The sequence below is a fragment of the Paenibacillus suaedae genome, from assembly GCF_032337355.1.
Taxonomy (GTDB): domain Bacteria; phylum Bacillota; class Bacilli; order Paenibacillales; family Paenibacillaceae; genus Paenibacillus_B; species Paenibacillus_B suaedae.
The window spans coordinates 732948-759419 of record NZ_JAVYAA010000002.1 but is presented as its reverse complement, the minus strand read 5'-3'; the positions used below and the strand labels follow the sequence as shown (position 1 = coordinate 759419).

The 26472-nt window shown below is 49.4% G+C and carries 24 protein-coding genes; 18 read left to right on the top strand and 6 right to left on the bottom strand.

The window, feature by feature from the left end:
• Positions 1–33: 33 nt before the first annotated feature.
• A complete protein-coding gene (gene coaD, locus RQP50_RS11190; RefSeq protein ID WP_021256607.1) occupies positions 34–549 on the top strand; it encodes a pantetheine-phosphate adenylyltransferase in 516 nt (171 codons plus the stop codon).
• A gap of 53 nt (positions 550–602) precedes the next feature.
• Here coaD and RQP50_RS11185 read toward each other — a convergent pair whose 3' ends face one another.
• Positions 603–1871, bottom strand: coding sequence for a nucleoside recognition domain-containing protein (locus RQP50_RS11185; protein WP_072728803.1), 1269 nt, complete (start codon positions 1869–1871; stop codon positions 603–605).
• A gap of 46 nt (positions 1872–1917) precedes the next feature.
• On the opposite strand from RQP50_RS11185, the gene RQP50_RS11180 reads away from it, so the two are divergent.
• Positions 1918–3072, top strand: coding sequence for a YlbL family protein (locus tag RQP50_RS11180; RefSeq protein ID WP_251486805.1), 1155 nt, complete (start codon positions 1918–1920; stop codon positions 3070–3072).
• 220 nt (positions 3073–3292) lie between these two features.
• Here the strand turns inward: RQP50_RS11180 and RQP50_RS11175 are convergent, their stop codons facing one another.
• On the bottom strand, positions 3293–4561 hold the full coding sequence (locus RQP50_RS11175) for a nucleotidyltransferase (protein ID WP_072728801.1): 1269 nt from the start codon (positions 4559–4561) through the stop codon (positions 3293–3295).
• 257 nt (positions 4562–4818) lie between these two features.
• Between RQP50_RS11175 and RQP50_RS11170 the strand changes: the two genes are divergently transcribed.
• From RQP50_RS11170 to ftsY, 12 genes are all read left to right on the top strand, one after another.
• Complete coding sequence (locus tag RQP50_RS11170) at positions 4819–5334, top strand: YceD family protein (protein ID WP_072728800.1); 516 nt, start codon at positions 4819–4821, stop codon at positions 5332–5334.
• 48 nt (positions 5335–5382) lie between these two features.
• Positions 5383–5556, top strand: a complete 174-nt coding sequence (rpmF, locus tag RQP50_RS11165) for a 50S ribosomal protein L32 (RefSeq protein ID WP_019424932.1) — start codon at positions 5383–5385, stop codon at positions 5554–5556.
• A 267-nt stretch (positions 5557–5823) separates the two neighbouring features.
• On the top strand, positions 5824–6444 hold the full coding sequence (gene fapR / locus RQP50_RS11160) for a transcription factor FapR (RefSeq protein ID WP_028531217.1): 621 nt from the start codon (positions 5824–5826) through the stop codon (positions 6442–6444).
• Positions 6428–7426 (top strand): phosphate acyltransferase PlsX, encoded by a 999-nt coding sequence (plsX, locus tag RQP50_RS11155; RefSeq protein ID WP_065290312.1) that lies wholly within the window; start codon positions 6428–6430, stop codon positions 7424–7426. Before fapR ends, plsX begins: the two co-directional genes overlap by 17 nt.
• Before the next feature lie 10 nt (positions 7427–7436).
• Complete coding sequence (locus tag RQP50_RS11150; RefSeq protein ID WP_268624568.1) at positions 7437–8423, top strand: beta-ketoacyl-ACP synthase III; 987 nt, start codon at positions 7437–7439, stop codon at positions 8421–8423.
• Positions 8424–8503: 80 nt separating this feature from the next.
• On the top strand, positions 8504–9433 hold the full coding sequence (gene fabD, locus RQP50_RS11145; protein WP_315745540.1) for an ACP S-malonyltransferase: 930 nt from the start codon (positions 8504–8506) through the stop codon (positions 9431–9433).
• Between the two features lie 121 nt (positions 9434–9554).
• Positions 9555–10301 (top strand): 3-oxoacyl-[acyl-carrier-protein] reductase, encoded by a 747-nt coding sequence (gene fabG / locus RQP50_RS11140; RefSeq protein WP_315745538.1) that lies wholly within the window; start codon positions 9555–9557, stop codon positions 10299–10301.
• Between the two features lie 203 nt (positions 10302–10504).
• The gene (gene acpP / locus RQP50_RS11135) at positions 10505–10741 is read left to right on the top strand and encodes an acyl carrier protein (protein ID WP_005551886.1); all 237 of its coding nucleotides are present in this window, start codon (positions 10505–10507) and stop codon (positions 10739–10741) included.
• Between the two features lie 122 nt (positions 10742–10863).
• Entirely contained in the window at positions 10864–12102 is a 1239-nt protein-coding gene (gene fabF / locus RQP50_RS11130) for a beta-ketoacyl-ACP synthase II (protein WP_315745535.1), read from the top strand.
• A gap of 12 nt (positions 12103–12114) precedes the next feature.
• On the top strand, positions 12115–12813 hold the full coding sequence (gene rnc / locus RQP50_RS11125) for a ribonuclease III (RefSeq protein WP_021256596.1): 699 nt from the start codon (positions 12115–12117) through the stop codon (positions 12811–12813).
• A gap of 210 nt (positions 12814–13023) precedes the next feature.
• Positions 13024–16596 carry a chromosome segregation protein SMC gene (gene smc / locus RQP50_RS11120; RefSeq protein WP_315745532.1) on the top strand — a complete coding sequence of 1191 codons (3573 nt, stop codon included), beginning with the start codon at positions 13024–13026 and terminating at the stop codon, positions 16594–16596.
• Positions 16597–16611: 15 nt separating this feature from the next.
• Positions 16612–17628 carry a signal recognition particle-docking protein FtsY gene (gene ftsY / locus RQP50_RS11115; RefSeq protein WP_028531216.1) on the top strand — a complete coding sequence of 339 codons (1017 nt, stop codon included), beginning with the start codon at positions 16612–16614 and terminating at the stop codon, positions 17626–17628.
• Positions 17629–17769: 141 nt separating this feature from the next.
• Here the strand turns inward: ftsY and RQP50_RS11110 are convergent, their stop codons facing one another.
• Both RQP50_RS11110 and RQP50_RS11105 read right to left on the bottom strand, forming a co-directional pair.
• Positions 17770–19539 carry a SulP family inorganic anion transporter gene (locus tag RQP50_RS11110; RefSeq protein ID WP_315745530.1) on the bottom strand — a complete coding sequence of 590 codons (1770 nt, stop codon included), beginning with the start codon at positions 19537–19539 and terminating at the stop codon, positions 17770–17772.
• Positions 19540–19695: 156 nt separating this feature from the next.
• The gene (locus tag RQP50_RS11105; RefSeq protein WP_021256592.1) at positions 19696–20031 is read right to left on the bottom strand and encodes an ArsR/SmtB family transcription factor; all 336 of its coding nucleotides are present in this window, start codon (positions 20029–20031) and stop codon (positions 19696–19698) included.
• A gap of 223 nt (positions 20032–20254) precedes the next feature.
• Between RQP50_RS11105 and RQP50_RS11100 the strand changes: the two genes are divergently transcribed.
• The 4 genes from RQP50_RS11100 to RQP50_RS11085 all read left to right on the top strand — a co-directional run bounded on the left by RQP50_RS11100 (position 20255) and on the right by RQP50_RS11085 (position 24020).
• Entirely contained in the window at positions 20255–21298 is a 1044-nt protein-coding gene (locus RQP50_RS11100; protein ID WP_315745528.1) for an ABC transporter substrate-binding protein, read from the top strand.
• Between the two features lie 93 nt (positions 21299–21391).
• Positions 21392–22405: a FecCD family ABC transporter permease gene (locus RQP50_RS11095; RefSeq protein WP_315745526.1), complete on the top strand. Its 1014-nt coding sequence runs from the start codon at positions 21392–21394 to the stop codon at positions 22403–22405.
• Positions 22398–23402 (top strand): FecCD family ABC transporter permease, encoded by a 1005-nt coding sequence (locus RQP50_RS11090; RefSeq protein WP_315745524.1) that lies wholly within the window; start codon positions 22398–22400, stop codon positions 23400–23402. Before RQP50_RS11095 ends, RQP50_RS11090 begins: the two co-directional genes overlap by 8 nt.
• 81 nt (positions 23403–23483) lie before the next feature.
• A complete protein-coding gene (locus RQP50_RS11085) occupies positions 23484–24020 on the top strand; it encodes an RNA 2'-phosphotransferase (protein WP_315745522.1) in 537 nt (178 codons plus the stop codon).
• A gap of 75 nt (positions 24021–24095) precedes the next feature.
• On the opposite strand, the gene RQP50_RS11080 is transcribed toward RQP50_RS11085, so the two are convergent.
• On the bottom strand, positions 24096–25331 hold the full coding sequence (locus tag RQP50_RS11080; RefSeq protein WP_315745520.1) for an MFS transporter: 1236 nt from the start codon (positions 25329–25331) through the stop codon (positions 24096–24098).
• Positions 25332–25672: 341 nt separating this feature from the next.
• A complete protein-coding gene (locus RQP50_RS11075; RefSeq protein ID WP_315745518.1) occupies positions 25673–26359 on the bottom strand; it encodes a FadR/GntR family transcriptional regulator in 687 nt (228 codons plus the stop codon).
• Positions 26360–26472 lie beyond the last annotated feature (113 nt).

The following is a 26472-nucleotide window of genomic DNA, read 5'->3' as shown; positions in this document are numbered from 1 at the left end:
ATCTGCTGTAGGGCATAAGGAGGATCCATTGTCATGACGGAACATACAGAGCAAGTGCATGAGCCGCGCATTGCGGTGTATCCGGGAAGCTTCGATCCGGTTACACTTGGGCATCTTGATATTATACAACGAGCGGCTAAGCAATTTGATAAGCTCATCGTAGCGGTGTTGAACAATTTGTCGAAGCAGCCGACGTTCAGTGTAGAGGAACGGAAGGAACTTCTTGGGCAGATTACTCAGCATATCCCGAATGTGGAAATTGACAGTTTCCGTGATTTGCTGGTCAATTATATGGAGCAGAAGCAGGGCCATGTGATCGTGCGCGGCATTCGCTCTGTCACAGACTTCGAATATGAGCTGCAGATGGCTTCCACGAATCAGAAGCTTAACCCACGAGTGGAGACGATCTTTATGATGACGAATCCGAAATATTCCTATCTAAGCTCAAGCATGGTCAAGGAAATTGCGAAATTCAATGGTGACGTCAGCGAATTGGTGGCACCTGAAGTAGAATTGGCACTGCGTGATAAATACAAAGATACGAAGTAAGCAGCAGGTCCATGTCGCCAGTATGAATCAACGGTCGATATGGACTTTTTTGTTTAGCCTCGGGTGAACAGCCGTCCAACGGTTTGTGCCAGTATGAATAAAGTGAATAGGAATAGACAGGCTACGGGAATGAGCATGGAAGCTTGAGCCCATATTGGCAAATGACTAATGAAAGTCAATAACGGAAGCAGGCTGCTTGAATCCGCGATCACAGGCGCATCATAGGCATTGGATGGGTTGGTTGCTAGCGTACATAATGCTGACATTGCTGAATCTGATGATTGGAGCAGGGAATGAAGTGGCGACCATAGCATATAAGTAAGCAGAAATGCACATAAGGCATGAAGCAGACGGGATAGTATAAAATGGCCGAAGCGTAGATCCGTCGTCTTCATAATGCTGTGAACTTGAAGAAGAGCACTGATGCCGCTCCAGGCAATAACGGAACTGAGCAGCGCTGCTTGAAATACAGGAGATGAGAACGCTGCTGAACCAAGCGTATACGCCGCTAAATTTACTTCAAGCAATCCGTTCAAGATATATTTGCCAAGCTCCTGCGGAATTGCGATGCGCAGCACTTGAATGATAACGGAGAATATCATCATATAGCCGCCAACCATCATTAAGGTTTGGACAGCTGAAGTAACGGACTCGCCCAGCATTCTGCCGAAGGGACGGCCATCCTGACGATGGGCGCCCTCCATCTGCCCAATGATCCGTTGGTAGAATTTCTGGTGAGATTTCGATAGTGAAGCAGATGTGCGTAATGGTTGCGACTCAGGGCGCATGCGGTGAATGAACCGCATTAGAAGTGTAGTTAGGATAGAGGAAGCCCAGTGAATAATTGCGATGATTAGCCCAAGCTCAGGCTTCTGCATAAACCCAACACCTACGACTGCTATAATAAAAAGGGGACTGCTCGTATGGGACAGACAGAGCAGCCGCTCAGCTTCCTGACGAGATAGAACCTGTTGATTGCGCAGTTGGGCAACAGCCTTAGCTCCTGCTGGATAGCCGGCCGTCCAGCCGACCGCCCACGCCCAGCCGCCAACTCCAGGCAGACGGAACAACAAACGCATCAGGGGGTCCAACAAGGAACCAAGTCCATGGACGAATCCATAAGCATAGAGCATTTCAGACAATACTAAGAACGGCAGCAATGCCGGGAATATAATGTTCCACCATATTTTCAAGCCTTGAAGTGATGCTTGGAATGCTTGATCCGGATACGATACAATGCAAATAACGAGAAGAACTGCCATACTTCCCATCAACAGCGTCGTTAACGGGTGTTGGGAAAGCGGCGTTCGAAATGAAAACATGATGTTCACCTCTTGCAACAGTATTGGAAGTAGGGTACTTCCACATATGTACGTACCAAAGACAGGCTTTAGACCAGTTTGTACAACGAAGCAGGGGCGAGCGGAAGCAGCAGGAGGGAATGCAATAATGGAAGAAGAAGCAGTACGTGACAGCCAAGGCTCGAAGCGTTGGCGATTAGGCAGTTGGAAATGGTTCTTTGCAGCACTCTTGTTCTTGTATGTGATGGTGTATATGCCAACACCATATGTGATATATACGCCGGGCAGTGCCGAGCAGGTGAAGCCAATGGTAAGTGTCCAAGCTGGAGACGACACAGAAGAAGGGACATTTATGCTTACCACGGTGCGCCGCACATATGCGAATCTTGCATTGCTATTATGGAAATCATTTGACCCGCATGCCGAGTTTGGGAAGAAGGCGGATTCCCTACAAGGAAGAAGCGAACAGGAATATGTGACTGAGCAATTGTTCAACATGAGTGATTCCCAGCTAGGCGCGGTACTGGCTGCCTATAACCAGTTGAAGATCCCGTACCAATTGAAATCCGAAGGCGTGTATGTTATTTACAACTACCCGAACCTTGCGCACAATGAGTTCGAGACCAATGATCGGATCATCGAAGTCGATGGTAAGCCGGTTAATGATTTCGAAGCATTACAAGCAGTTATGAAGGGCCGCAAAGCTGGAGAAACGGTGCAGGTCAAGGTTGAGCGTGACAAGAAAGAGAAACTTGTAAAGGCGACATTGGTGGAACTGACGGATCCGAATAAGAAAGAGGAGAAGCGAGTTGGCTTTGGTCTTCGGTACGGACAACGCAAGGAAGCTATACCTGAGGATAAAGGAAAAACCATAACCTTCAAAGACAGTGACATTGGCGGTCCATCCGCTGGGCTTATGTTTACCTTGGAGCTGATAAACCGCTTAACCCCAGGGGACTTAACTGAAGGCTATCGGATAGCAGGAACAGGAACGATTGAACCTGGCGGGAATGTAGGCGTGATTGGTGGCATTCAATTTAAGGTTGTGGCTGCTGATCGTGAGAAGGCGGCGCTGTTCCTTGCTCCAGAAGGCAATTATGCGGAAGCGAAGGCGAAGCTCGAAACGATGAATACGAAAATGAAGCTGGTATCGGTACGTACAGTGGGCGATGCACTGAACGCAATTCAGAAGTTTGGCGCCGAGCAGAAGGCTGCTCAGTAAACGTATAGAGTAAAGCGAAGGGCTCGTGGAATAAGTAGCGGCGAGCTTTAATAGCATGAAGCACAGCTTGTCTGATCATGGAGTGGGCAACTATCGTGATGCAGATATGAGGGAATACAGGCTGATATATCTTCTCAATATGAAATAAGGGCTAGATAGACAAAAGATCGAGGTGAGGGCGAGATGCTCCCATGCTCGATCTTTTGTGCTTATTCTTCCCTCAGTTTGATTGATGTCGCCGAGGTGACTCGTAATAGTCCCGATAAGCATCACGAGCATTCCAACGCCCAAAGGCGTTCGCATACAGCGATGTTGCTCGGATATCAGCTTCCAGGCCGCAATAACCTCCGAGATTGTAGTTATCGCGATTCACGCTTAACACAATCGGCAGTTCTGCGCTTTGCTTCATTCGCTTCAGCAGGGCGCGTCCTGTGTCCGTGAACCCAAGAACTCTAATGTACCAGGGCCCTTTCTTCAAGCCATCGGATCCAAAATGGAATTTGTCATGGTGAAGCAAAATATGCGCGAGCATCCGCTGCAGCTTCGTTCGGGTATAGCGCTTCGTCTTGAGCTGCTCAAGCAGGGATTCCACGCGTTGTGCTGTCATTTGGCCGAGTGCCTGTTTCACCCGGTACTCGAGCCCTTCCGTAACCTCTAGATGACGCGCAATGGATTCAGGGGACAACTGATGTAGCCGATATATCAGCTCACGCGTATAACAATCCCAGCTCATTGGTGCTCTGCCGAAGCGATGCTCCTGCTCAAGAATACGCAGTGTGCTTGGCGGCAAATATTGTGCGCATGTCTCGAGAGTGCCTTCTTCCGTCCATAATCGTCTAATGGCGGTTGCGCTCGCGATTGAGCCTTCTGGTGCTTCCGTATCATGGTAGCCGGCCTGTGTGCGAGCAATCGTGTGCGGTTTGATTGCGCTATTCAATCGGCGGAGCGCCATTACATAGTGCAGGCCAAGGGAATTGTTGGGCTGCGCCATCCAGTCTGCAGCCTCGGATGAAGAAGGGCTGGTGCGGCTTGCCGTCATTGCTTGTCCCGCTGCTGCGGCATAAGCAGCAGGGTAGGTTAAACCTGCCTTCAGATACTCCTGCAGCTGATCTGTGAAGCCCGAAGGCTCGTTAACGAGGATATCTGCTGCACGTAAGAACGGTTCAACATCACCAAGCTCGCTGCCGAAGCAGAGAGCGTCAACTACGCCTGTCGCTTGCAGGGTGGCAACAGCGCCGTAGGCGAACCATTCCGCAGGCTGAACAGCATAGGCAACAGGCAATTCGAGGACAAGGTCGACGCCATTTGCAAGTGCCATATCCGTTCGCGACCATTTATCGGTCAAGGCTGGTTCGCCACGCTGTAGGAAATGTCCGCTCATGACAGCGACCACTGCGTCGCAATTTGAAACTTTTTTCGATTGCTGGAGATGATATACATGACCGTTATGCATCGGATTGTATTCAACGACGATTCCGAGCGTTCTCATTCACGTCTCTTCCTTTCAGGCGCTGAATGCGGTAATATGGTATCTCAATAGTATCTAAAGTAGATGCATTGAATGCTTATTGACGGATCTCTTTCCCAGACAATCCGCGGGTATTGATAATCAAATCATACCATGATTGAATGGTTTTCCATAGGAAGGGGAATCGCGCTCCGGCTCTGGCAAACTGTCAAACGAATTTGGTTGACAAAGCATGACGTTAATCGCTATAATTAATTTTGTTTGTTTGGAGTGATAGTATGGAATTTCGATTTCGAGACATAGTTGCTGGTAGAGGGGAAACGCAGATTGATACGGCATTTCGTGCCGACGAGGTAGCGCGTGAGCGCTCTGATGTTGCCATTTCTGAACCGGTTCATGTCGAACTGTCGGTAAAGGCGGAAGGTGATGGGTTCGCTCGAGCTCATGGCAAGCTGACCGCTAAGATGGAACTGCAATGCTCGCGTTGTTTAACATCGTTTACCGAGACGTACGTTATTCCGTTTGATGAGCAGTTCAAGCTGAAGGACTCTACTGATCTTCCCGCTGAAGGAGAGGAGGAGGACGTCATTACGGTGGCGGACGACCTTGTCGACTTAAAGCCTTACGTGGAAGAGGCGCTCTTAATGAACTTGCCGTATGCGCCGCTATGCGACGAGACGTGCAAGGGTTTGTGCCCGACTTGCGGCACGAACCGCAACGAACATCCATGCGGATGCTCGACTGAGCGAATCGACCCGAGACTGGCGGGGTTACAAGATTTCTTTAAGAAATAGAAAGCTGACAGTAGAAATAACACGTAACTTGGGTAAGGAGGTGTAAACATGGCAGTACCTCAAAGAAGAACGTCGAAAACACGTCGTGACAAGCGCCGTACGCACTTCAAATTGTCCGTGCCGGGCATGGTAAAATGCGAACAATGCGGTGAGTTGAAATTGGCGCACCATGTATGCAAAGTGTGCGGAACATACAAAGCTAGAGAGATTATCAAACAATAATCGGATATCTATGCAGGAAAAGTAGTACTTCGTGATCTCACGGGTGCTACTTTTTTTGTTCTCTTACCCTGGATAATATTAGGGGGAAAAGAGGGGATATAAAAACTGGTGCTTTCCTTTAGACCCATTTTTATATATACTACTCTTAGTACCAGGTTCTAAATACCTTTTTTCAAATCGATGAAAATGATCTATGATATACATAAGGGTTGGACAGTCAGCTTATGCGGCAAGCCAAGCCTTTAGCATATTGGGCAAAGAGCAAAGGTGGTGCGGGACATCGAGCGTTTACCTAAGAGACAGCGTCAGCAGCAGCTGGCCGCAATCATTGAAGAGAATCCATTCGTGACTGATCAGGAATTAACCCGCAAGTTGAAGGTGAGTATCCAGACGATTCGGCTTGACCGGATGGAGCTCGGGATTCCTGAATTAAGGGAACGATTGAAGCTAATGGCAGAGCAATCCTACGATCAAGTAAGATCCTTGCCGCTACATGAAGTTATTGGTGATATTGTTGACCTGCAGCTGGATCGCAGCGGGATATCGATATTTGAAATCCGTGATGAACACGTCTTCTCAAGAACACATATCGCACGCGGTCATCATCTGTTCGCGCAAGCGAACTCGCTTGCGGTTGCGGTCATTAATGACGAGATTGCATTAACGTCATCAGCGGATATTCGCTTTCTTCGTTCCGTGAAGCTGGGAGAGAAGTGTATCGCGAAAGCGTATGTACGCTCAATTTCAGGCGAGCGAAGCAAGGCGAAGGTGGAAGTGTTTAGTTATGTGGGAGAAGAAATGGTGTTCCAAGGGAACTTTGTCATTTATCGTTCGGCAGGAACGGTGATTAGCAGCGAAGGAGGAGAACTGCATGAGAATCGCCATTGATGCGATGGGTGGAGATCATGCGCCGAAGAGCAATGTAGAAGGTGCATTGGCGGCAGCGAAGGAATGGTCGGATGTTGAACTGCTGCTTGTGGGAGACGAAGCAAAGCTCACTCCGTATATGACCACTTCCCCATCGAATGTGCGCATCATTCATGCGCCAGATACAATTGAAGCGGATGACGAACCGGTTAAGGCAGTTCGTCGCAAGAAGGAAGCCTCGATGGTTGTTGCGGGACGTATGGTTCGTGAAGGTGAAGCGGATTGCATGATATCGGCAGGCAATACGGGAGCGTTGATGACGACAGGGCTTCTCATTGTAGGCCGTATGAATGGTGTGGAGCGGCCTGCACTGGCTCCAATGATCCCGACGATGGATGGCAGAGGCGTGCTAGCGCTGGACTTGGGTGCGAACATGGATGCCAAGCCTGAGCATCTTGCGCAGTATGCCTTGATGGGCAGTATTTATCGCGAGAAGGTACATGGCATGGCGAAGCCGCGCGTCGGACTGCTGAACGTAGGTACAGAGGCGATGAAGGGCAATGAATTGACGAAGCAGGTCTATCCGCTGCTCGCGGAGCTGCCGATTCAATTCGTAGGCAATGTCGAAGCCAGAGACGTATTGGAGAGTACTTGTGACGTACTCGTGTGCGATGGATTTGCTGGCAATGTCATGTTGAAATCGTTGGAAGGAACGGCAAGCTCATTATTTGGCGTGTTGAAGCGGGAGTTCACGCGTACATGGTATACGAAGCTTGCGGCAGCGATGTTGATGCCAGCACTCAAGGGCTTGCGCAAGACGATGGATTACAAGGAACATGGCGGAGCACCGCTGTTAGGTTTGAATGGACTTGTAATTAAGGCGCACGGCTCTTCAGATGCGCGAGCCGTCCATAATGCGGTTCGGCAAGCACGTTTAGCGTTGCAAAATGATTTGATTGAGACGATTTCTATGGGAGTCGGCGGAACTAACAGTGGGAAGTGAGTGATGCGTGATGAGCTTACGGTCAGTAGGAATCATTGGGACAGGTAAGTACGTACCCGAACGTGTGTTGACTAATGCGGACATGGAAAAAATGGTCGATACAAACGATGAGTGGATTGTATCACGAACGGGAATTAAGGAGCGCCGGATCGCGGCAGAGCATGAGGCAACCTCTGACTTGGCTTTTTATGCAGCGGAGAAGGCACTGCAAGCGGCAGGCATCTCAGCAGAAGAATTGGACTTGATTGTCGTAGCTACCGTGACGCCAGATATGTCATTCCCGGCCACAGCTTGTCTTGTTCAGAAGCGGCTTGGGGCGACGAAGGCGGCAGCATTCGATTTGTCAGCAGCATGCTCTGGATTTGTATATGGACTTGCTAACGCAAGCAACTTTATTGCAATGGGCACATATAAGTACGCACTTGTAATCGGTGCAGAATGCTTGTCGCGCATTACGGATTACACGGATCGCAATACTTGCATCCTGTTCGGAGATGGTGCGGGTGCAGCGGTGCTTGGTCCAGTACCGGAAGGCCGAGGATTCCAATCCTTCGTGCTTGGCGCGGACGGCAATGGCGGTGAACTTCTGAAAATTGAAGCCGGTGGTTCGCGTATGCCTGCGTCGGCGGAGACGGTTGAAAACAAGCGCCATTATCTTTATATGAACGGTCGCGAAGTATTCAAGTTCGCTGTTCGCATTATGGGGAATGCGGCAGAAGAAGCGATTGAGAAGGCAGGCAAGAAGAAGGAAGATATTAGCTTGATGGTTCCACACCAGGCGAATACACGGATTATCCATGCAGCTCTGGAGCGGCTGAACCTGTCGGAGGACAAATGCGTTATTAATTTGCCTTACTATGCGAATACGTCGGCAGCTTCCATCCCGCTTGCACTTGCAGAGGCTGCAGAGCAAGGCCGCATTCAAGAGGGAGACACGATCCTGCTCGTTGGCTTCGGCGGCGGCTTGACATGGGGAGCTTCGGTTATCGTTTGGTAGAGGGATGTCCTTCTCCGTGATTAAGGAAAGCACAGTTCTGATTTATACTCATTCATGGATAAATTAAGGAGTGGACAATCTTGGGTAAAATTGCATTCGTTTTTCCTGGACAAGGTGCTCAAGCGGTTGGTATGGGCAAGGACGTCTATGAGGCCGTTCCTGCTGCACAGGAGGCTTTCGATACAGCTGAGCAGGTACTTGGATTCCCTCTGAAGGAGCTCGTATTCAATGGGCCGGAGGAAGACTTGAAGCAGACAGCAAACACGCAGCCAGCGCTTCTTGTTACGAGCTATGCACTGTATCGCGCGTTTGAAGCGTCTGGTGTTCGTCCAGACTTCGTCGCAGGACACAGCTTGGGTGAATATAGTGCGCTTGTTGTAGCGGGGGTTCTATCCTTCGAGGATGCAGTCGGAATTGTGCGGCAGCGCGGACAATTCATGGAGCAGGCTGTTCCGCATGGACAAGGTGCCATGGCGGCTGTATTAGGTGCAGAGCGCGAGCAGTTGGGAGCGCTCTGTGATGATATTAGCCGAACAACAGGTTCAGTAGAGATGGCGAACGTAAACTGTCCTGGCCAAATCGTTGTATCAGGTACAGCGGAGGGTGTAGCGGCGGTTGTCGAACGTGGGAAAGAGGCTGGCGCTAAACGTGTAAAACAACTGGAGGTTAGCGGGCCATTCCATTCGCTGTTAATGAAGCCAGCAGCAGAACGACTGGGCGAAGTCTTGAAGACCGTTGCCTTCCAAGATGCTTCTGTACCGGTTGTGGCCAATGTATCTGCACGTCCAGAGGAAGCGGGCGAGCGACTTCGCGATCTGCTCGTAGAGCAAGTGTTCTCGCCAGTATTGTGGGAAGACAGTGTGCGCTATATGATTGAGCAGGGCGTTGATACATTCATTGAGCTGGGTTCAGGCTCCGTTCTTGCTGGACTGATTAAGAAGATAGACCGTTCGGTGAAGATTGTATCAATCAATAGCTTGGCAGCCATAGAAGCGTATCTTGCAGAATAATAGCAGTATTCATGTAATGGATATCCTTTATCTATCTTATGTCTGCAATTATCATTCTAGTGATGCTGGGCGTAACCCGCTGCGGAATACGCCCGGGCAAGTATAAGGGAGGAACATGACCATGTCGAGCTTTGAAGGCAGAGTGGCGGTTGTCACAGGCGCTTCTCGCGGAATAGGACGAGCAATTGCGCTAAGTCTGGCTGAGGCTGGTGCAGATGTTGTTGTGAACTATGCAGGCAGCGAAGCGGCAGCTAAGGATACTGCAGCTGCGATCGAGGCAATGGGACGCAAAGCCATCACCGTTCAAGCAAATGTGGGCAAGACAGAAGAGGCGGATCTTCTTGTAAAGACAGCGTTGGATCAATTTGGCCGTATTGACATATTGGTGAATAATGCCGGAATTACAAGAGATAATTTAATTATGCGGATGAAGGAAGAAGAGTTTGATCAAGTCATTGAGACGAATTTGAAGGGTGTATTCAATTGCGTAAAGGCAGTGACTCGCCCGATGATGAAACAGCGCTCTGGCCGCATTATTAATATCTCGTCCGTCGTAGGTGTAATTGGCAATCCGGGTCAAGCCAACTATGTAGCAGCTAAAGCTGGTGTAATCGGCCTTACTAAGGCGTCTGCGCGCGAACTTGCATCCCGTGGCATTACCGTCAACTGTGTGGCGCCAGGCTTTATTGAGACAGATATGACAGATGCACTGTCTGAAGAGATGAAGGGGCAGCTGCTTAGTCAGATCCCGCTTAATCGTCTAGGTCAGCCAGAGCATATTGCGAAGGCAGTTCGCTTCTTGGCATCTGATGATGCGGAATATATGACAGGCCAGACGATCCATGTGGATGGCGGCATGTACATGTAGGAGGCTTCTCCGTTCATGGCAGCATGAACGTTAAGCGATATAATGGGTGGGTGTGCATAAGTGTTGAGCGATCAGCAATAAAGCATCTTTTCCCTAATAAGTGGAAACGACTGTGAGAGATCAGGTCGTTTCTACCAGCAAGCCGTTTTGATATGGCAATTTACAATGTTTTTTCGTATAATACCAAAGAGGAGGTGAACCGGATGTCAGCAGAAGTGTTGGAGCGTGTAAAGCGCATCATCGTTGAACGCCTTGGCGTTGATGAGGCAGAAGTAACGCTTGAAGCATCTTTCAAGGAGGATCTTGGCGCTGATTCCCTCGATGTTGTGGAATTGGTGATGGAATTGGAAGATGAGTTTGATATGGAAATCTCTGATGAAGACGCGGAGAAAATTACTTCGGTTGGAGAAGTAGTGAATTACATACAATCTCATACCTAAGTTACTGAGTCCCGTTCTTCGTTAACGGGACTTCTCCTCATTATTGCAATATCTGAATGCGGCGCTATGCCGCATTCTCCATCATATAGAAGCTTGAACTGCAGAAGTAGAGGTGATTCTGATTGAAGCACAGGGTTGTAGTGACCGGCATGGGTGTCGTGACCGCTCTCGGCTCGGATATTGAGACATTCTGGAATAACCTGTTGGAAGGGAAGTCTGGAGTATCTCACATAGAAGCGTTTGATGTTACCGATTATCCGACGCAAATTGCCGCTTCCGTGAAGGATTTCAATCCAGAAGATTTCATGGATAAAAAAGAAACAAGGCGTATGGATCGATTTGTTCAATTCGCAGTAGCTGCAAGTAAGAACGCCTTGGAAGACGCGAAGCTGGACGTAAGAGAACAGACGAATCCAGATCGTGTTGGCGTTATCGTCGGATCCGGTATTGGTGGTCTTGGCACATGGGAAGATCAGCATACGATATTGATGGAGAAAGGCGTTAAGCGCGTTAGTCCATTCTTCATTCCGATGATGATTGCGAACATGGCATCTGGCCAAGTCTCCATCACTGTTGGAGCTCGCGGACCGAATACAGCAGCTGTATCCGCATGTGCGACGGGGACGCATTCCATTGGCGACGCATACAAGATTATTCAGCGCGGCGACGCGGATGTAATGATCTGTGGCGGAGCAGAAGCGACGATCCGTCCGATCGGTATGGCAGGCTTCTGCGCGATGCGTGCGATGTCGACTCGCAACGATGAGCCAGAGCGCGCTAGCCGCCCATTCGATGTAGACCGTGACGGTTTCGTTATGGGCGAAGGAGCAGGCGTACTTGTTCTGGAGTCGCTGGAGCATGCTCTAGCACGCGGCGCTCGTATCTATGGGGAAGTGGCTGGCTATGGGATGAGCGGTGACGCTCATCATATGACAGAGCCTGACCCGACAGGAGCAGCATTGTGCATGACTCGTGCGCTGGCGGATGGCGAATTGGCACCAGAGCAGATTGATTACATCAACGCACATGGTACCTCGACTCCAGTAGGAGATCGTTCGGAGACGAAAGCGATTAAGTCAGCGCTAGGCGACCATGCTTATAAGACAGCAGTGAATTCAACGAAATCCATGACAGGGCATCTTCTCGGTGCAGCAGGCGGCGTAGAGGCAGTCATTTGCAGCTTGGTACTGCAGCATGGCATGATTCCACCGACGATCAACCTGGAAAATCAGGATCCGGAATGTGACCTCGATTACGTTCCGAACGTAGCTCGTAAAGCTGATGTACAAGTAGCGATGTCCAACTCATTTGGCTTCGGCGGACATAACGCTACAATTGTCTTGAAGAAATACGAAGCATAAGGAGTCAGACAGTTGAGTGTAGAATTGAAGCAGTTACAACAGAAACTGAACATTCATTTTCGGAACAGACAGCTGTTGAAACAAGCGTTCACCCATGCTTCCTATGTGAACGAACACCGCTTCGGCCAGCACCAAGACAACGAACGCCTTGAATTTTTGGGCGATGCTGTGTTGGAGCTGACGGTGTCAGAATTTTTGTATCACCGATGTCCGACACGGCCCGAAGGGGAGTTGACCAAGATGCGTGCTTCCATCGTCTGTGAGCCATCTCTTGTCAAATTTGCTAACCAGCTTGGTTTCGGCAAGTATGTTCTGTTAGGCAAGGGAGAGGAGCTGACGGGAGGACGTACGCGTCCCGCATTGTTGGCGGATGTTTTTGAATCGTTCATCGGCGCGCTCTATTTGGATCAAGGCTTAGAGGTGGTGCGGGATTTTCTGCGTGAGCATATCTTCCCGCAAATCACGCTTGACGGCAAGCTGCAGACGAATGATTACAAGACACAGCTGCAGGAATTGACGCAGCATCACAATTTGGGTTCGCTCGAATATCGAATTATCGAAGAGCGCGGCCCAGCACATGAACGTGAATTCGTATCTGAAGTATGTATGGGTGACGAATGTTTAGGTCGCGGAGTTGGCCGCTCGAAGAAAGAAGCGGAACAACAAGCCGCGGCACAGGCGCTCGAGCAATTAGTCATTCCGAAATCATAACGTACTGTAAGGCCGGCGCGTGCGTCGGCCAGTTTCGCAGAAAGAGCAAAGAACAGCGCGCGAAGCGAGCGGAATTGGAGCTGCTTACAGGCTGGTTTTTGCTCTTTCTTTGTCCGAAGCTACGTTACCGCGCGGAAATTTGACAGCATGTCCATGCGACGATTCGGATTCGCGATATGGTACAATAATCGTTGAGGTGATCGTAGAACGATGTTCTTAAAAAGGTTAGAACTGGCGGGCTTTAAATCGTTCGCGGATCGGACGGAATTAGAGTTCGTCCAGGGAATCACCGGCGTTGTCGGCCCAAACGGCAGCGGAAAGAGTAATATCTCTGACGCAATCCGTTGGGTGCTCGGGGAACAGAGCGCCAAGTCACTTCGCGGCGGCAAGATGGAAGACATTATCTTTGCAGGCAGTGATGCGCGCAAAGCAGTGAACTATGGAGAAGTGTCCTTAACGCTCGATAACAGCGATGAGACACTTCCGCTTGATTTCAATGAAGTGACGGTGACACGTCGTGTGCATCGAAGCGGCGACAGTGAATATTTTATTAATAAGCAAGCTTGTCGATTGAAGGATATCACCGAACTGTTCATGGACACAGGAATCGGGAAAGAAGCATATTCCATTATCGGACAAGGCCGAATTGAAGAAATCCTCAGTACTCGTTCAGAAGATCGTCGTGGGATATTCGAAGAGGCGTCTGGGATTGTGAAATACAAGTCTCGGAAGCGAGACGCGAAGAAGAAGCTGGATGAGACCGAGCAGAACTTGCTCCGCATTCACGATCTTGTGGTGGAATTAGAGGATCAGATCGGGCCGCTTAAGGAGCAGTCTGAGAAGGCTAGACACTATAAGCAGCTTCGTGAATGGTTGAAGAACAAAGAAATTGCAGTTTACGTTCATCAAATAGAGGAGCTTCACATCACTTGGCAACAGGCAAACGAGAAGCTAGGACAGTTGAAGGAACGTGAATTGTCCTTGTCAACGGTAGTAAGCGAGCATGATGCCAAGCTGGAAGTGCACCGCATTGAGCTTCGCAAGCTGGAAGAGGAGCTGGAGAAGCTCCAGGCAACGCTTCTTCATTACAGTGAGGAGTATGAGAAGTGTGAAGGACAAGGCGAGGTTCTGAGGGAGCGCAAGCGGAATCTGACGTCCAATGAGCAGCAGATGAAGACAACGCTGACGACGACTTCGGAACGAATGCGTGCGAAGCAGTTGGAAGTGCAATCTGTTCGCGAGAAGCTGTTGGCCTTGCAGACTGAACTGGCTGAAATTCGCGGACTTATCGTTGCCGAAGAGACACGGCTTGCTGGCGTAGCTGGCGGGACAAGCTCAGACGCGGAAGAGAGCTTGAAGGGTCAGCTGCTCGAAGTAATGAATCAAATGGCGCAGCAGCGCAATGATATTCGCTACTATGACCAGCAGAAGGAATCCCTGCAAAAGCGTCTCGATAAAATGAATACAGCACGCAACAAGCGCGAGCAGGAGCAGAGGGATCTTCAGAAGAAGGTCGAAGATGCCAAGCGCCGCAGTGAAACGCTAACAGGAGATTTGGCGTACATTCGTAATCGTTATCTTACAGAGAGTGAGCAGTTGAAGCAGGATGAGTTGCTTCTCTCCGAGACGGAGCAGGCTGTGCGCAAATGGCAGCAAAAAGCCGATGCAATGGTGTCTCGTCGTGATACGATGCAGGAGCTGCAAAATGACTTTGACGGCTTCATGCTCGGCGTACGGGAAGTGCTTAAGGCTGCACGTCGACCGAATGGATTGCAGGGCGTACATGGTGCGGTTGCGGAATTGATCCGTGTGCCAGAGCAATTGGAGACGGCGATTGAGACTGCACTTGGCGCAGCCTTACAGCATATCGTTATGGAGAATGAGTCGGTATCGCGGAATGCCATCATGTTCCTGAAGCAGCGTCAATTAGGACGTGCGACATTCTTGCCGCTGGATGTTATTCGACCACGCTCCTTACATGAGACAGACCGTCGAATTGTGAATGGTACGGAAGGCTTTGTAGGTGTAGCGGCGGATTTGGTAAAGTCGGACGACATGTATGCAAGTATTGTCGGCAGCTTGCTCGGCAATGTGGTCATTGCGAAATCGCTGGAAGATGCGAACCGAATTGCGGCGAAGCTGCAGTACCGTTATCGTGTGGTGACGCTTGAAGGCGATGTTGTCAATGCCGGCGGCTCAATGACAGGCGGAAGCTTGAATAAGAAGAGCGCGAACCTGCTCGGACGCCAGCGTCAATTGGAACAGCTGGAAGCAGATATTAAGGAAGCTGATAAGCAGCTTGCCAAGCTGACGGAGACGTATACGGAGCTGAAGCAGCGCACAACGACAGGACTGAAGCGGCTCGATGACCTTCGCGAGCAAGGCGAAACGAAGCGCATCAATGAACAGCAGCTGACGAGCGAGATTGCGCAGCTGGAGAAGGAAGAACGCCAGTTGGCAGAAGCGCTCGAGGTGGAGCAGCAGGAGCTTACACACGCTGTGGAGGAGATGTCCACGCTAGACGCTGGGCGGCGTACCGCGGAGGCTCGGCTCGACGAGTTGAAGATTGATGAGGATCGTCTGCATGTCTCGATTGAGACAGCGGAATCTGCACGCAAGGCGAACGAGTCAGAGAAGGAAGTGCTGCAATCACAGCTTACGGACTTGAAGGTTCGCCAAGGGAAGCTCGATCAGGAATCTTTCTCGCTGCAGGAGCAGCTGACACGCTCTGAGCAGGAAGCCAAGGCGTACGAACAAGAGTATACGCAGTTGACGCAAGGGTTGATTCAGGTACAGATTGATCTGGAGACCGCTGAGCGTGAGACGATGAAGCAGACTGAAGACTTGAACCATTTCCATGTGAAGAAACAAGAAACGGGCAAGCAGATTGAGTTCAAACGTGCGGATCGTGCGCAATGTGTGGCAAGACTGGAGCTTGCAGAAAGCGATACGAAGGAGCAGCGTACGGAGCTGAAGCAAGTGGAGGAGTCGATGCGTCAGACGGAGATTCAAGCGAATCGCCTTGATGTTGAACTGGATAACTTGCTGCGCAAACTCAGTGAAGAGTACGAGATTAGCTTTGAACTGGCGAAGCATCGATACGTAGTACCTGAGAACATTGAGGAAGCGAAGCTGGAAGTGCGCGATCTGAAGAAACAGATTGCAGCACTTGGCGAAGTAAACCTTGGTGCGATCGATGAGTTTGAACGTGTGAATGAGCGCTATCAGTTCCTAAGTGAACAGAAGAATGATCTAATTGAAGCGAAGACGACGCTATATCAAGTTATCCGTGAGATGGATGACGAGATGTCGAAGCGTTTCAAAGCCACATTCGATGCGATCCGCAAGCAGTTCGTTGTCGTGTTCTCCAAGCTGTTCGGCGGTGGACGGGCTGATCTCGTTCTGATTGATCCGGAACATATACTGGAAACGGGGATTGACATTGTGGCGCAGCCACCAGGCAAGAAGCTGCAAAATTTACAGCTGCTGTCCGGCGGTGAGCGTGCCTTGACAGCAATGGCGCTGCTATTTGCGATATTGCATGTGAAGCCAGTGCCGTTCTGCGTGCTTGATGAGGTTGAAGCGGCACTCGATGAAGCGAATGTTACGCGCTTCGCCCAATATTTGCGTGAATTCTCCGAGCAGACTCAGTTTATCGTCGTCACACATCGCAAAGGGACGATGGAAGAAGCTGATGTACTGTACGGTGTCACGATGGAAGAGGGCGGCGTATCGAAGCTCGTATCCGTAAAGTTGGAAGATGACGAAGCAATCATTGCATAAGGGGCGGGGAAGGACATGAGTTTTTTTAAGAAGCTGAAGGAAAGCATCGCGGCAAAGACCGAGTCCGTAACGAATATTTTCAAGGAAGGCTTGGAGAAAACTCGCAAAGGGCTCGTGGAGAAAGTAACAGAACTTATTACGCGGCGCAAAAAGATTGATGAAGCTTTCTATGAAGAACTTGAAGAAATCTTAATCGGTGCCGATGTTGGCGTGACAACGGTTATGAACTTGATTGACGAGCTTCGCGATGAGGTGAAGAAGCGCAAAATCGAGGAAGCAGCTGAGCTGCAGCCGGTATTGTCTGAGAAGCTTGTCGGGCTTCTGCGTGGCGATGATACAAGCAAGCTGAATATGAATCCGAATGGCATGACGGTGATTTTGTTCGTCGGTGTCAACGGTGTCGGCAAGACAACTACGATCGGGAAGTTGGCACATCGGTTCAAGCAGGAAGGCAAATCGGTTCTGCTTGCGGCTGGAGACACATTCCGTGCTGGTGCAATTGAACAGTTGGAAGTATGGGGACAGCGTGCTGGTGTCGATGTTATTAAGCAGCAGGCAGGCTCTGATCCTGCTGCGGTCATGTTCGATGCAGTGCAGGCTGCGAAGCAGCGCAATGTTGATGTGCTGCTCTGCGATACGGCGGGCCGGTTGCAGAACAAGTCGAACCTGATGGAAGAGCTGAACAAGATCTTCCGTGTCATTCAGCGTGAAGTACCTGACGCTCCACATGAGGTGTTGATGGTGCTTGATGCAACCACAGGGCAGAATGCTCTCAATCAAGCGAAGCTGTTCGGCGAGAAGAGTGGGGTTACCGGTTTGGTGCTCACGAAGCTTGACGGTACAGCGAAGGGCGGTATCGTCATAGCAATCCGTCAAGAATTGAACTTGCCTGTGAAGCTGGTCGGACTCGGCGAGAAGATGGGGGATTTGCAGGAATTCGATTCCGAGCAGTTCGTCCATGCCTTGTTCGCAGGATTGATTGCAGAAGCAGAGCAAGCAGAAGATGAGCAAGCGGATGATCAGCAAGCTTAAATCGAATCTGAATACGGATAGAAGGCGTCCCATTTTGGGACGCCTTTTTTTTGCAAGATGATGCTGGTTGAAAAGAAGGAATGGTTTCTCTTACCTCTTGTTATCACAGGTATTTTGAATATGAGCTTGTATATGACGAATTCAAGTTTGTAGGGTGCTGCGCTGCGAAAGCGGCTGATTGGACAAATCAGGCAGAGCCTGAGCGTTTGATAATTGCCTGCATTCCCGAAAAGCAAAATGCGTACAGCCCTGGCATTGAACGTTAACAATACGAGTCAGTGCATAATCTATGGCAATTCCAGTACGCTGGAAGAAATGCTCAGTCCCGATCATCGTTGCCAGACCCGTTTTGTTCATGATCCCTTCAGGTTGGGGAGCAATGCCGGTTATCAGCACGATGCCTCCATGCTGGCGGATGCGACTGACGAATGTAGATAGATGCGCAGCGGCTGTTGTATCCATATACGGCACGCGCCCCATTCGCAAGATTAGTACACGAGGAGTTTCCTCGAATTGTGAGGACAGTGATTGCTCCAGCATATGAGCAGCACCAAAAAACAGCGTTCCTTCGATGCTTACGATACTAATTTGCGGGCACTTTCGTCCATCATTTACGACTCTCGCAGATACTTTGGCTTTTTGATCCTGCGGATCAGGAAGAACTTTATTCACTTTCACTTCTTCACTTATTCGTTTGATGAACAAAATAATGGACACCGCGAGCCCTGCTTGAACGGCGACTGTCAGGTTCGTGAACACAGTGAGCAAAAAGGTAATACATAAAATAAGTGAATCTGCCGTTTTGGTACGTGCAATCTTCGCAAATGTTTTACGCTCGCTCATGTTCCAGGCAACCATCATCAATATGGGTGCCATTGCAGCGAGTGGGATTGCCGAAGCATAAGGAGCAAGGAATAGCAGCACGAGCAGTACGACGATGGCATGCACCATCCCGGAAATCGGAGAAGCGGCTCCGCTGCGTATATTGGTTGCCGTACGAGCAATTGCACCGGTTGCAGGAATTCCCCCGAACAATGGTGCGATCATATTCGCAATGCCTTGCCCGATCAGCTCGCGATTGCTGTTGTGTCTTTCACCTGTCATGCTGTCGGCAACAAGCGCGGATAACAGAGATTCCACTCCGCCGAGCAGTGCAATGACGAATGCTGGCTGAAGCAGCAGAATGATACGATCCCAGCTTAGCGCTGGCCAGTGGAAAGCTGGAATGCCGCTAGGTATCGTACCGAACGTCGTTCCAATCGTAGCAACCTGATCAGGATACAACCAGGCTGCTGCCAAGCTGGCTAAGAGTAGACCGACTAGAGAAGCCGGGATCTTCGGCATAAACTTCGGCACGAGAAGGAGGGCAGCAAGACAAATACAGGATGTCAGAACACTGTAGATGTTGAACGCTGGGATATGATTGATCAGCTCGTGCATGTTGGCGATGAAGCTGTCCTGCTTCTCTAGATGAAGCCCTAAAAAATCGGCAATTTGACCTGTAAAAATAATGACGGCAATCCCTGAGGTAAAACCGATGGTTACAGGCCGCGGTATGAAACGTATCACGGCTCCTAAGCGCAGCAATCCCATCAATACAAGCATAATACCTGCAAGGAAGCCAGCGATTAGCAGGTTCTCAAATCCATATTGCATGACAATGGCGAACAAAATCGGAATAAATGCGCCGGTTGGGCCTCCGATTTGAAACTTGGATCCACCAAGCAACGAGATAAAAAATCCGGCGATAATCGTCGTATATAAGCCATATTCAGGCTTGACGCCGGAGGCTATGGCAAATGCCATGCCTAATGGGATGGCAACCACACCGACAATTAAGCCTGCAATCATATCTTTCTTGAATGATTGGAAGCTGTAGTTGGCATAGCGTCCGCACCACAACGGTTTCATGTATAATACCCACCATTTCTAAATATTTGATTATTTGAATATTTAAAATGATAAAGGTGTTTCGCATACCTGTCAAAGCGTATAGGAAGGGGTGTGGCATGCTTTTATACAAAAAAGAGAGGAAACAGGAGTCACGGACTCATATTCCTCTCTTTTTTAGGATGATTCTTGGTTTTTCATGTTTTTCAACATGGATATGGAATTGACTAAGTGATTGTTAAATATTTGCTTCGCGACTTCAAGTAAATCCTTGATCATTGGGTCACGCAAGGAATAAATGACAGAGGTTCCATCCTTAACGCCGTACACCACGTTTTTATTGCGCAGAACAGCCAACTGCTGCGATACAGAAGATCCCTCCGTGCCAAGTATGGCTTGTATCTCGTTAACCGTTTTATCCCCTTCACATAAGATCTCAAGTATCTTAATTCGCAAAGGATGCGCTAAAGCTTTGAAAAACTCCGCCTTAAAATGCTGAATATCCGGATACATGATGGCTTTCTCCCTTATTCACAATAAAAGAATTCAAAATAGGTTAGTGTTAGTTTACCACAAAACGAACGTTCGCGAAAAAGGGATTGCAAAATCAAGTTCAAATGGAGTTTATTTTAGAAAGAAATGTAAGCAAAATTCAATATACCATAAAATACTATAATTTATATTTTCAGATTTTATTGACAGTTAGATCAAATCTCAATATGATGTACAAGTGATAATGATTCTCAATATTGAAATGAAGAGTATTCAGCTTCATGTTGTACACCAGGGGGTAGTAACTTTGAAAAAGAAATATCAAGCGATACTGGCGATAGTATTCACCGTACTTCTTGTCGTGGGATGTGGATCTCAAGCAAGTGAGCGCAGTCAAGCCGGCGGAAGTCAATCAGCCGCTAAGGAGATAGAAGCCGCGCGAGAAATTAAGCACGAGCTCGGTACGACAGAGGTGAAAGGATCGCCGAAGCGGGTCGTCGTGCTCGAATTTTCCTTTGTCGATGCGCTTGCATCACTTGATTTGAAGCCTGTCGGCATTGCCGATGACGGCAATAAAGATCGAATCCTGAAGACGCTGGCAGATAAGATTGGAGATTATACGTCAGTTGGAACGCGCAAGCAGCCAAGCCTAGAGGTAATTAGCTCTCTGCAGCCGGATTTGATTATCGCAGATTGGAAACGTCATAAAGCGATTTATGAAGACTTGAAGCAAATTGCTCCTACAATCGTGCTGAAGAGTCTAGAAGCAAGCTATGAAGACAATTTGGCTTCCTTCCGGACGATAGCGGATGCCCTGAACATGAGTGAGGAAGGGAAAAAGCGGTTGGAGCAGCATAAGGATAAAATCAATGCTTTGAAGGCTCAAGTGCCGCCATCAGACGAGAAGCAGACCGTCATGTCGGCTGCTTTGCGCAAAGAAAGCTTCAAGGCGCATACATCATCCTCTTATGATGGCGCTGTATTGGAAAAGGTCAGTCTGATGAATGCGATACAGGATCCGAAGGAACCCTATGCGGAGCTAACATTGGAGCAATTGCTGAATATCAATCCCGATATTTTGTTCTTGATGAAGACAGACGGAGAGCAGACGATCTTGGACGAGTGGTCTGCAAATCCATTGTGGCAGGAACTGAAGGCCGTGAAGAACAAAAAGGTCATTGAAGTGGATCGCAATTTATGGACACGCTGGCGCGGCATTGTTGCCGGGGAATTAATGATGGAAGAAGCAATTTCGAAACTGTACGGCAGCGGGCAAGCGGCGAAATAATTTGTTCGACAGGAAGCGAGCGAGGTAGGCGTTACTTGTTAACGCCTACTTTTTGTCTGCCTAGGAACGAGAAAGAAGGAGGCATTGTAACGCATGACGGGATTACATCGCGGCGGAAGGCGCAAGGCGCTCGGCCTGTCACTGCTGCTTGGCTTCGTATTATTATTGATAGGGGTCATGATCAATGTGTCACTGGGCTCCTCCTCGATTTCATTTCCTACTTTGTTGAAAGCTTTGTTCTTCGTGGACAGAACGAAGGAGATGCTTATCGTGCAGGAGATTCGATTGCCCCGTGTGCTGATCGCAATTTTAATCGGTGCCAGTTTGGCAGTCGCAGGTACGATCATGCAGGCGATGACACGCAACCCGCTTGCTAATCCACAGGTGTTTGGCGTCAATGCGGGCGCTTCGCTCATAGTGGTAACGTCAACGGTATTCCTGCCGGAGCTGACGCAGCAGCAGCTTGTTTATTCCGCATTTGCGGGGGCGGCTCTGGGCGGCTTTATCGTGTATTTCATCAGCGCTGGTGGGGATTTGAAGCCGGCCCGACTCGCCATTGCCGGAATGACCGTCCATTTTTTTCTTTCGTCCATAACACAAGGATTGATCTTGTTTCACGAGAACACGACAGACAGCATTCTCTATTGGCTGGTCGGCGCGATAGGTAATCGGAACTGGCATCATGTCGGTGTGCTTCTTCCATGGGCAAGCATTGGCTTGTTGGGCGCTTTGGCTCTGTCGAAGCCGTTAACGATGCTGAGCATGGGGGATGATGTGGCAAGGGGGCTCGGGGCAAGAATCGAGGCAACGCGATTCGCCGGCGGTCTGCTCGTCATTATTTTGGCGGGAGGATCGGTGTCTGTTGCCGGCCCGATTGGCTTCGTAGGTCTACTGGTACCGCATATCGTCCGGCTGATGGTCGGCGTTGATCTGCGTTATGTGCTGCCTTGCTCCGCCCTGTATGGATCAGTTCTGTTGGTGTATGCGGATATTGTTTCGCGCTATATATCGTATCCGTATGAGGCGCCAATCGGGATTGTTACTGCCATGCTGGGGACACCATTCTTCTTGTACTTGGCATATGCAGGAGGGAAGCACAATGAATAGATCTGCAAATATGGCGCGCCGCCATCGGCTCGTCGTGCTCGCATTAGTTGTGCTGCTTCTCATCATGGGTCTGATCAGTCTTGGAGTGGGGGCGGTCTATATAACGCCGAACCAAGTGATCGAGACGATGTTGGGGCATAGCACAGACCATGCGTTCATCCTAGGCAAATACCGTTCGCCCCGAATCGTCTTGTCCGTTCTGGTGGGTGCCGGACTTGCTATATCGGGGGCTGTTCTGCAGGGCGTACTGCGGAACCCGCTGGCTTCTCCGGACGTCATCGGAATTACGAAGGGGGCAGGCCTAGCGGCTTGTGTAACCATTATTTTATTTCCCGAGTCATCGGCAGTCGCACTACCTTTATCCGCGTTTGCCGGAGCGGCTCTGGTAGCCCTGCTTCTATTTGCATTCGTATATAGGCGCGGAGCTCGTCCCACGACGCTGGCACTGACGGGCATAGTGCTTGGAGCGATGTGCGATGCAGGAATCCAGTACTTCATGTTCAAATATCCGGTCAGCGTCAATGCAGCACTTATTTGGCTTACCGGAAGCATATGGGGCAGAGGCTGGGACGAAGTGATGGGCGTGCTGCCGTGGATGCTTGCACTCATCCCGCTTGCGCTGCTGCTGTCTTCGAAGCTGGATGTACTGAGCTTGGGTGATGATGTAGCGACAGGCCTGGGAGAACAGGTGAAGTGGCTGCGCCTTGCGCTGGTGGCTGTTTCGGTAGCCTTGGCAGGCGCATCGGTGGCGGTTGTCGGCGCGATTGGCTTCGTGGGCTTGATCGCTCCGCATATGGCGCGCCGGCTTGTTGGCGCCAAGCATGGCATTCTCCTGCCCGTATCGGGCTTGTTAGGCGCCATCTTGGTGTTGACGGCTGACACGCTCGGACGCGCCATTGTTCCGCCAATCGAGTTCCCGGCAGGGTTAGTGACTGCTGTAATCGGTGCTCCGTATTTCCTCTACTTATTGCGCAGAGAGCGCAAGATTCGTTCCTAGCTCTCGTCGACTTTCATAGGTGAGATGTGGAATCTAATGATATAATAGCAAGTATATCGTTCCAGATAGGATGGTGAGCCTGTGGAATATGCGAGATTAAGTAAAGAGGTTTCTTACGCGCTTCGTCATGCACCATGGGAGTACGAGTTGGAGATGGATGAAGAGGGTTGGGTGGGGGTAGAACAACTTTCCCATGCACTTCATTTCAGCCATCCAGAGCGAAGTTTGCTGGAGACAGACTTTGTAAGGATGGTTGAGCTGTCAGACAAGAAAAGGTTCGAGGTGCTGGATGGAAGGATTCGAGCATTGTATGGCCATTCGATACCGCACAAAATAAAGAAAAGCGCAGCTCACCCGCCAGCCTTGCTGTATCATGGAACGTCTCGGCGCATCGTAGACCAAATACGCAGGGAAGGACTGCGTCCTATGGCGAGGCAGTATGTTCACATGTCTGCGGATCAAGAGACGGCCATGGTTGTAGGAAGACGTAAGGACAGCAGTCCTGTAATGCTTGTCATTGACGCGTCGAGAGCCGCGCATGAAGGAACTTTGTTCTATCATGGCAATCATACGATCTGGCTAGCTGATTTCATTGCACCGCAATATATAAGTGAATAAATGTGGATGAAGCAAAGACGGGGAGCCTGAAGTGGCCCTCCGTCTTGTTCATTATTACCAGGTTTCTTTTGCGAGTCAGGTGGAGTAAGGGGCATTGTCCTCCGAAATTGCAGCCCCTTGCTTGCGCCGTAATAAAAATCCTGTAACGGAAGACAACAGATACATCGTGCCGCCAACGATATATACAGCCTGTGCTCCCCAAATATCGGAGATTGTTCCAGCGAACAGTACAGAAACTCCGAACAATATGTATGAGATGGTGCTTTGAGCGGCAAAAACATGCGGCTGCTCATCAAGTGGGGTGATGTGCTGCACATAGGTACGCTGGGCAATATCTCGCAGCTGGTAAAATGGACCCATCAGAACTACGATAGCTAAAGCGACGAATGCTTGCGTATTCCATGCATACCCGTATACAAGCAAGCTAACTCCAAATGATCCGATCAGAATCGTGCCGACTAGATGTTTATGAATTCGTGCAGACAGTTTGAGTGTAAGGAGTCCGCCGATAATTGTTCCCGCATAATAGGCAGCATTAATATATCCCCACCAGGCTTCATCCTTATGAAGCACCTCTTGCGCGAAGACGAGTGTCACACCGCCAATCCATATTCCGCCTGCCACTCCTTCTAGAATGTCCATCCATGTAATGACGCGAAGCTTCGGATGTGTGAATAGGTAGGCCCAGCCGGCCATAATGGAATGAGATTTCTTATCTGTGCCTATACTTGATTCTTGATTATGCGACAATCGCAAGATACAGAGACAACCAAGAAAGAGAAGGCCTGCAGACAATTGAAGAACAAGGGAATGTCCAAGCTTAGCGACAAGAATTCCCCCCATAGTCCATCCAAGCAGAGACAGCATTTGCATGCTGGTTGATACAAGGCTATTGGCATGAACTCTCTTATCCTCTTCAACTAAGCGTGGATATAAAGCGTTTGCCGCTGCAGAAGCGCAGCCTTCCACGTATCCGATGCAGACTATGGCACAGAAAGAATAGGCGAGAAATAGTGTTGTCGATAACATTGATGCAAGTGGCGAGATAGAGAAGGCGACAACGGCTGATAATGCGAATTGCAAAAGCAAAAACAATCGCGTAACATGAGCGATACTCATGCGGCGGTACCAGATTGGCAGCATGAAGCTGCTCGCCAGAATCGCCATTGAACGGACAAAGGACACGGCTCCGGCAAAGGCAGCCGAATCCGTCATTTGGTAGACTGCTGCAATCAATGTCATCATATACAGAGAGCCTGCAAGATTAGCGAAGGATCTGCTGGATAGAAGCGAGTAGAAAGAGCGATTCAATGCGTCTCACATCCTATGCAATTTCATAATTTTAACATTATAGCACGGATGAACTTTCTTTTTAATAACTATTTTAAAAAAATAATAATACTAGACTAGAAAAATTGAAGCTATCATCATTCCGTTTTGTTTCTCTTATAATGGAAGGTCGCTTTCAATAACACATTAACGTCCTTCGATGCTTTCAGAATGCCAAACACTTCCACCTTGCTAAACGCTCCCTGTTAAACTTCAATACGCCCATCACTGAATATGTAATGTGCTCTTCATCTCTTTCCTATCACTAGCATGGCTGTCTAGCTGATTGCGTATGACAATATGATTGTACCGCCCTCTTGCCTTCAATCCAGTCGTGCTTCGATTTTGGATAAATGCTCGAGCATGCGGTGAGACGCGAGTTTGTCATCCTGCGCGTCAATTGCCTCGTAGATTCGCCGATGCTCTTCCAGAAGCTGAGTGGTGGAGGAACGCTCTCCGAACAACCACATCCGTCTAGTCTCGCCCATATGCTCAGCACATTTCTGATGGAACATTTGCAGCATCGGAATAAGCACTTCATTGTGACTGGCCTCAGCCAGCCGAACATGGAACAGGAAGTCATCATGCTGACTAGCTTCTTCATCCTCCAGATGCTTCTCCATACGATGCAGACACGCAGCCATAGCCTGCAAATCAGCGGATGTACGTCTTTTGGCTGCGAGTCCGGCTGATCCAACCTCTATCATTTTACGAACCTCGATCAGTGACTTCACAGACTCCACATCGGTTAGCCATCCTTGGAGCTGCTCAGATGGTGTTTGCTCATACTTACGTACAAAGGTTCCGCCGCCGTGACGGATATCAAGCCAGCCCATTGCCTTGAGTGCGCTGAGGGCTTCACGTATGGTAGAACGACCTACTGCATATTGTTGAGCAAGTGCTTCGACAGAAGGCAGCTTGTCGCCGGGCATATATATTCCTCCACGCAGCTGCTCTAGTAAATGTTCTTGAATAAGCTCCGAGCCTTTTTTTAATCGAAATTCGCTCATGTTGCTGTAAACCTCTCTTTCTGAAATATTAAATCAAAAATAATAAATATTATAAAATTATTTTTCGAAATCGAGTGACATTTGTCTCAATCATACGTTATAATATGCCAAAA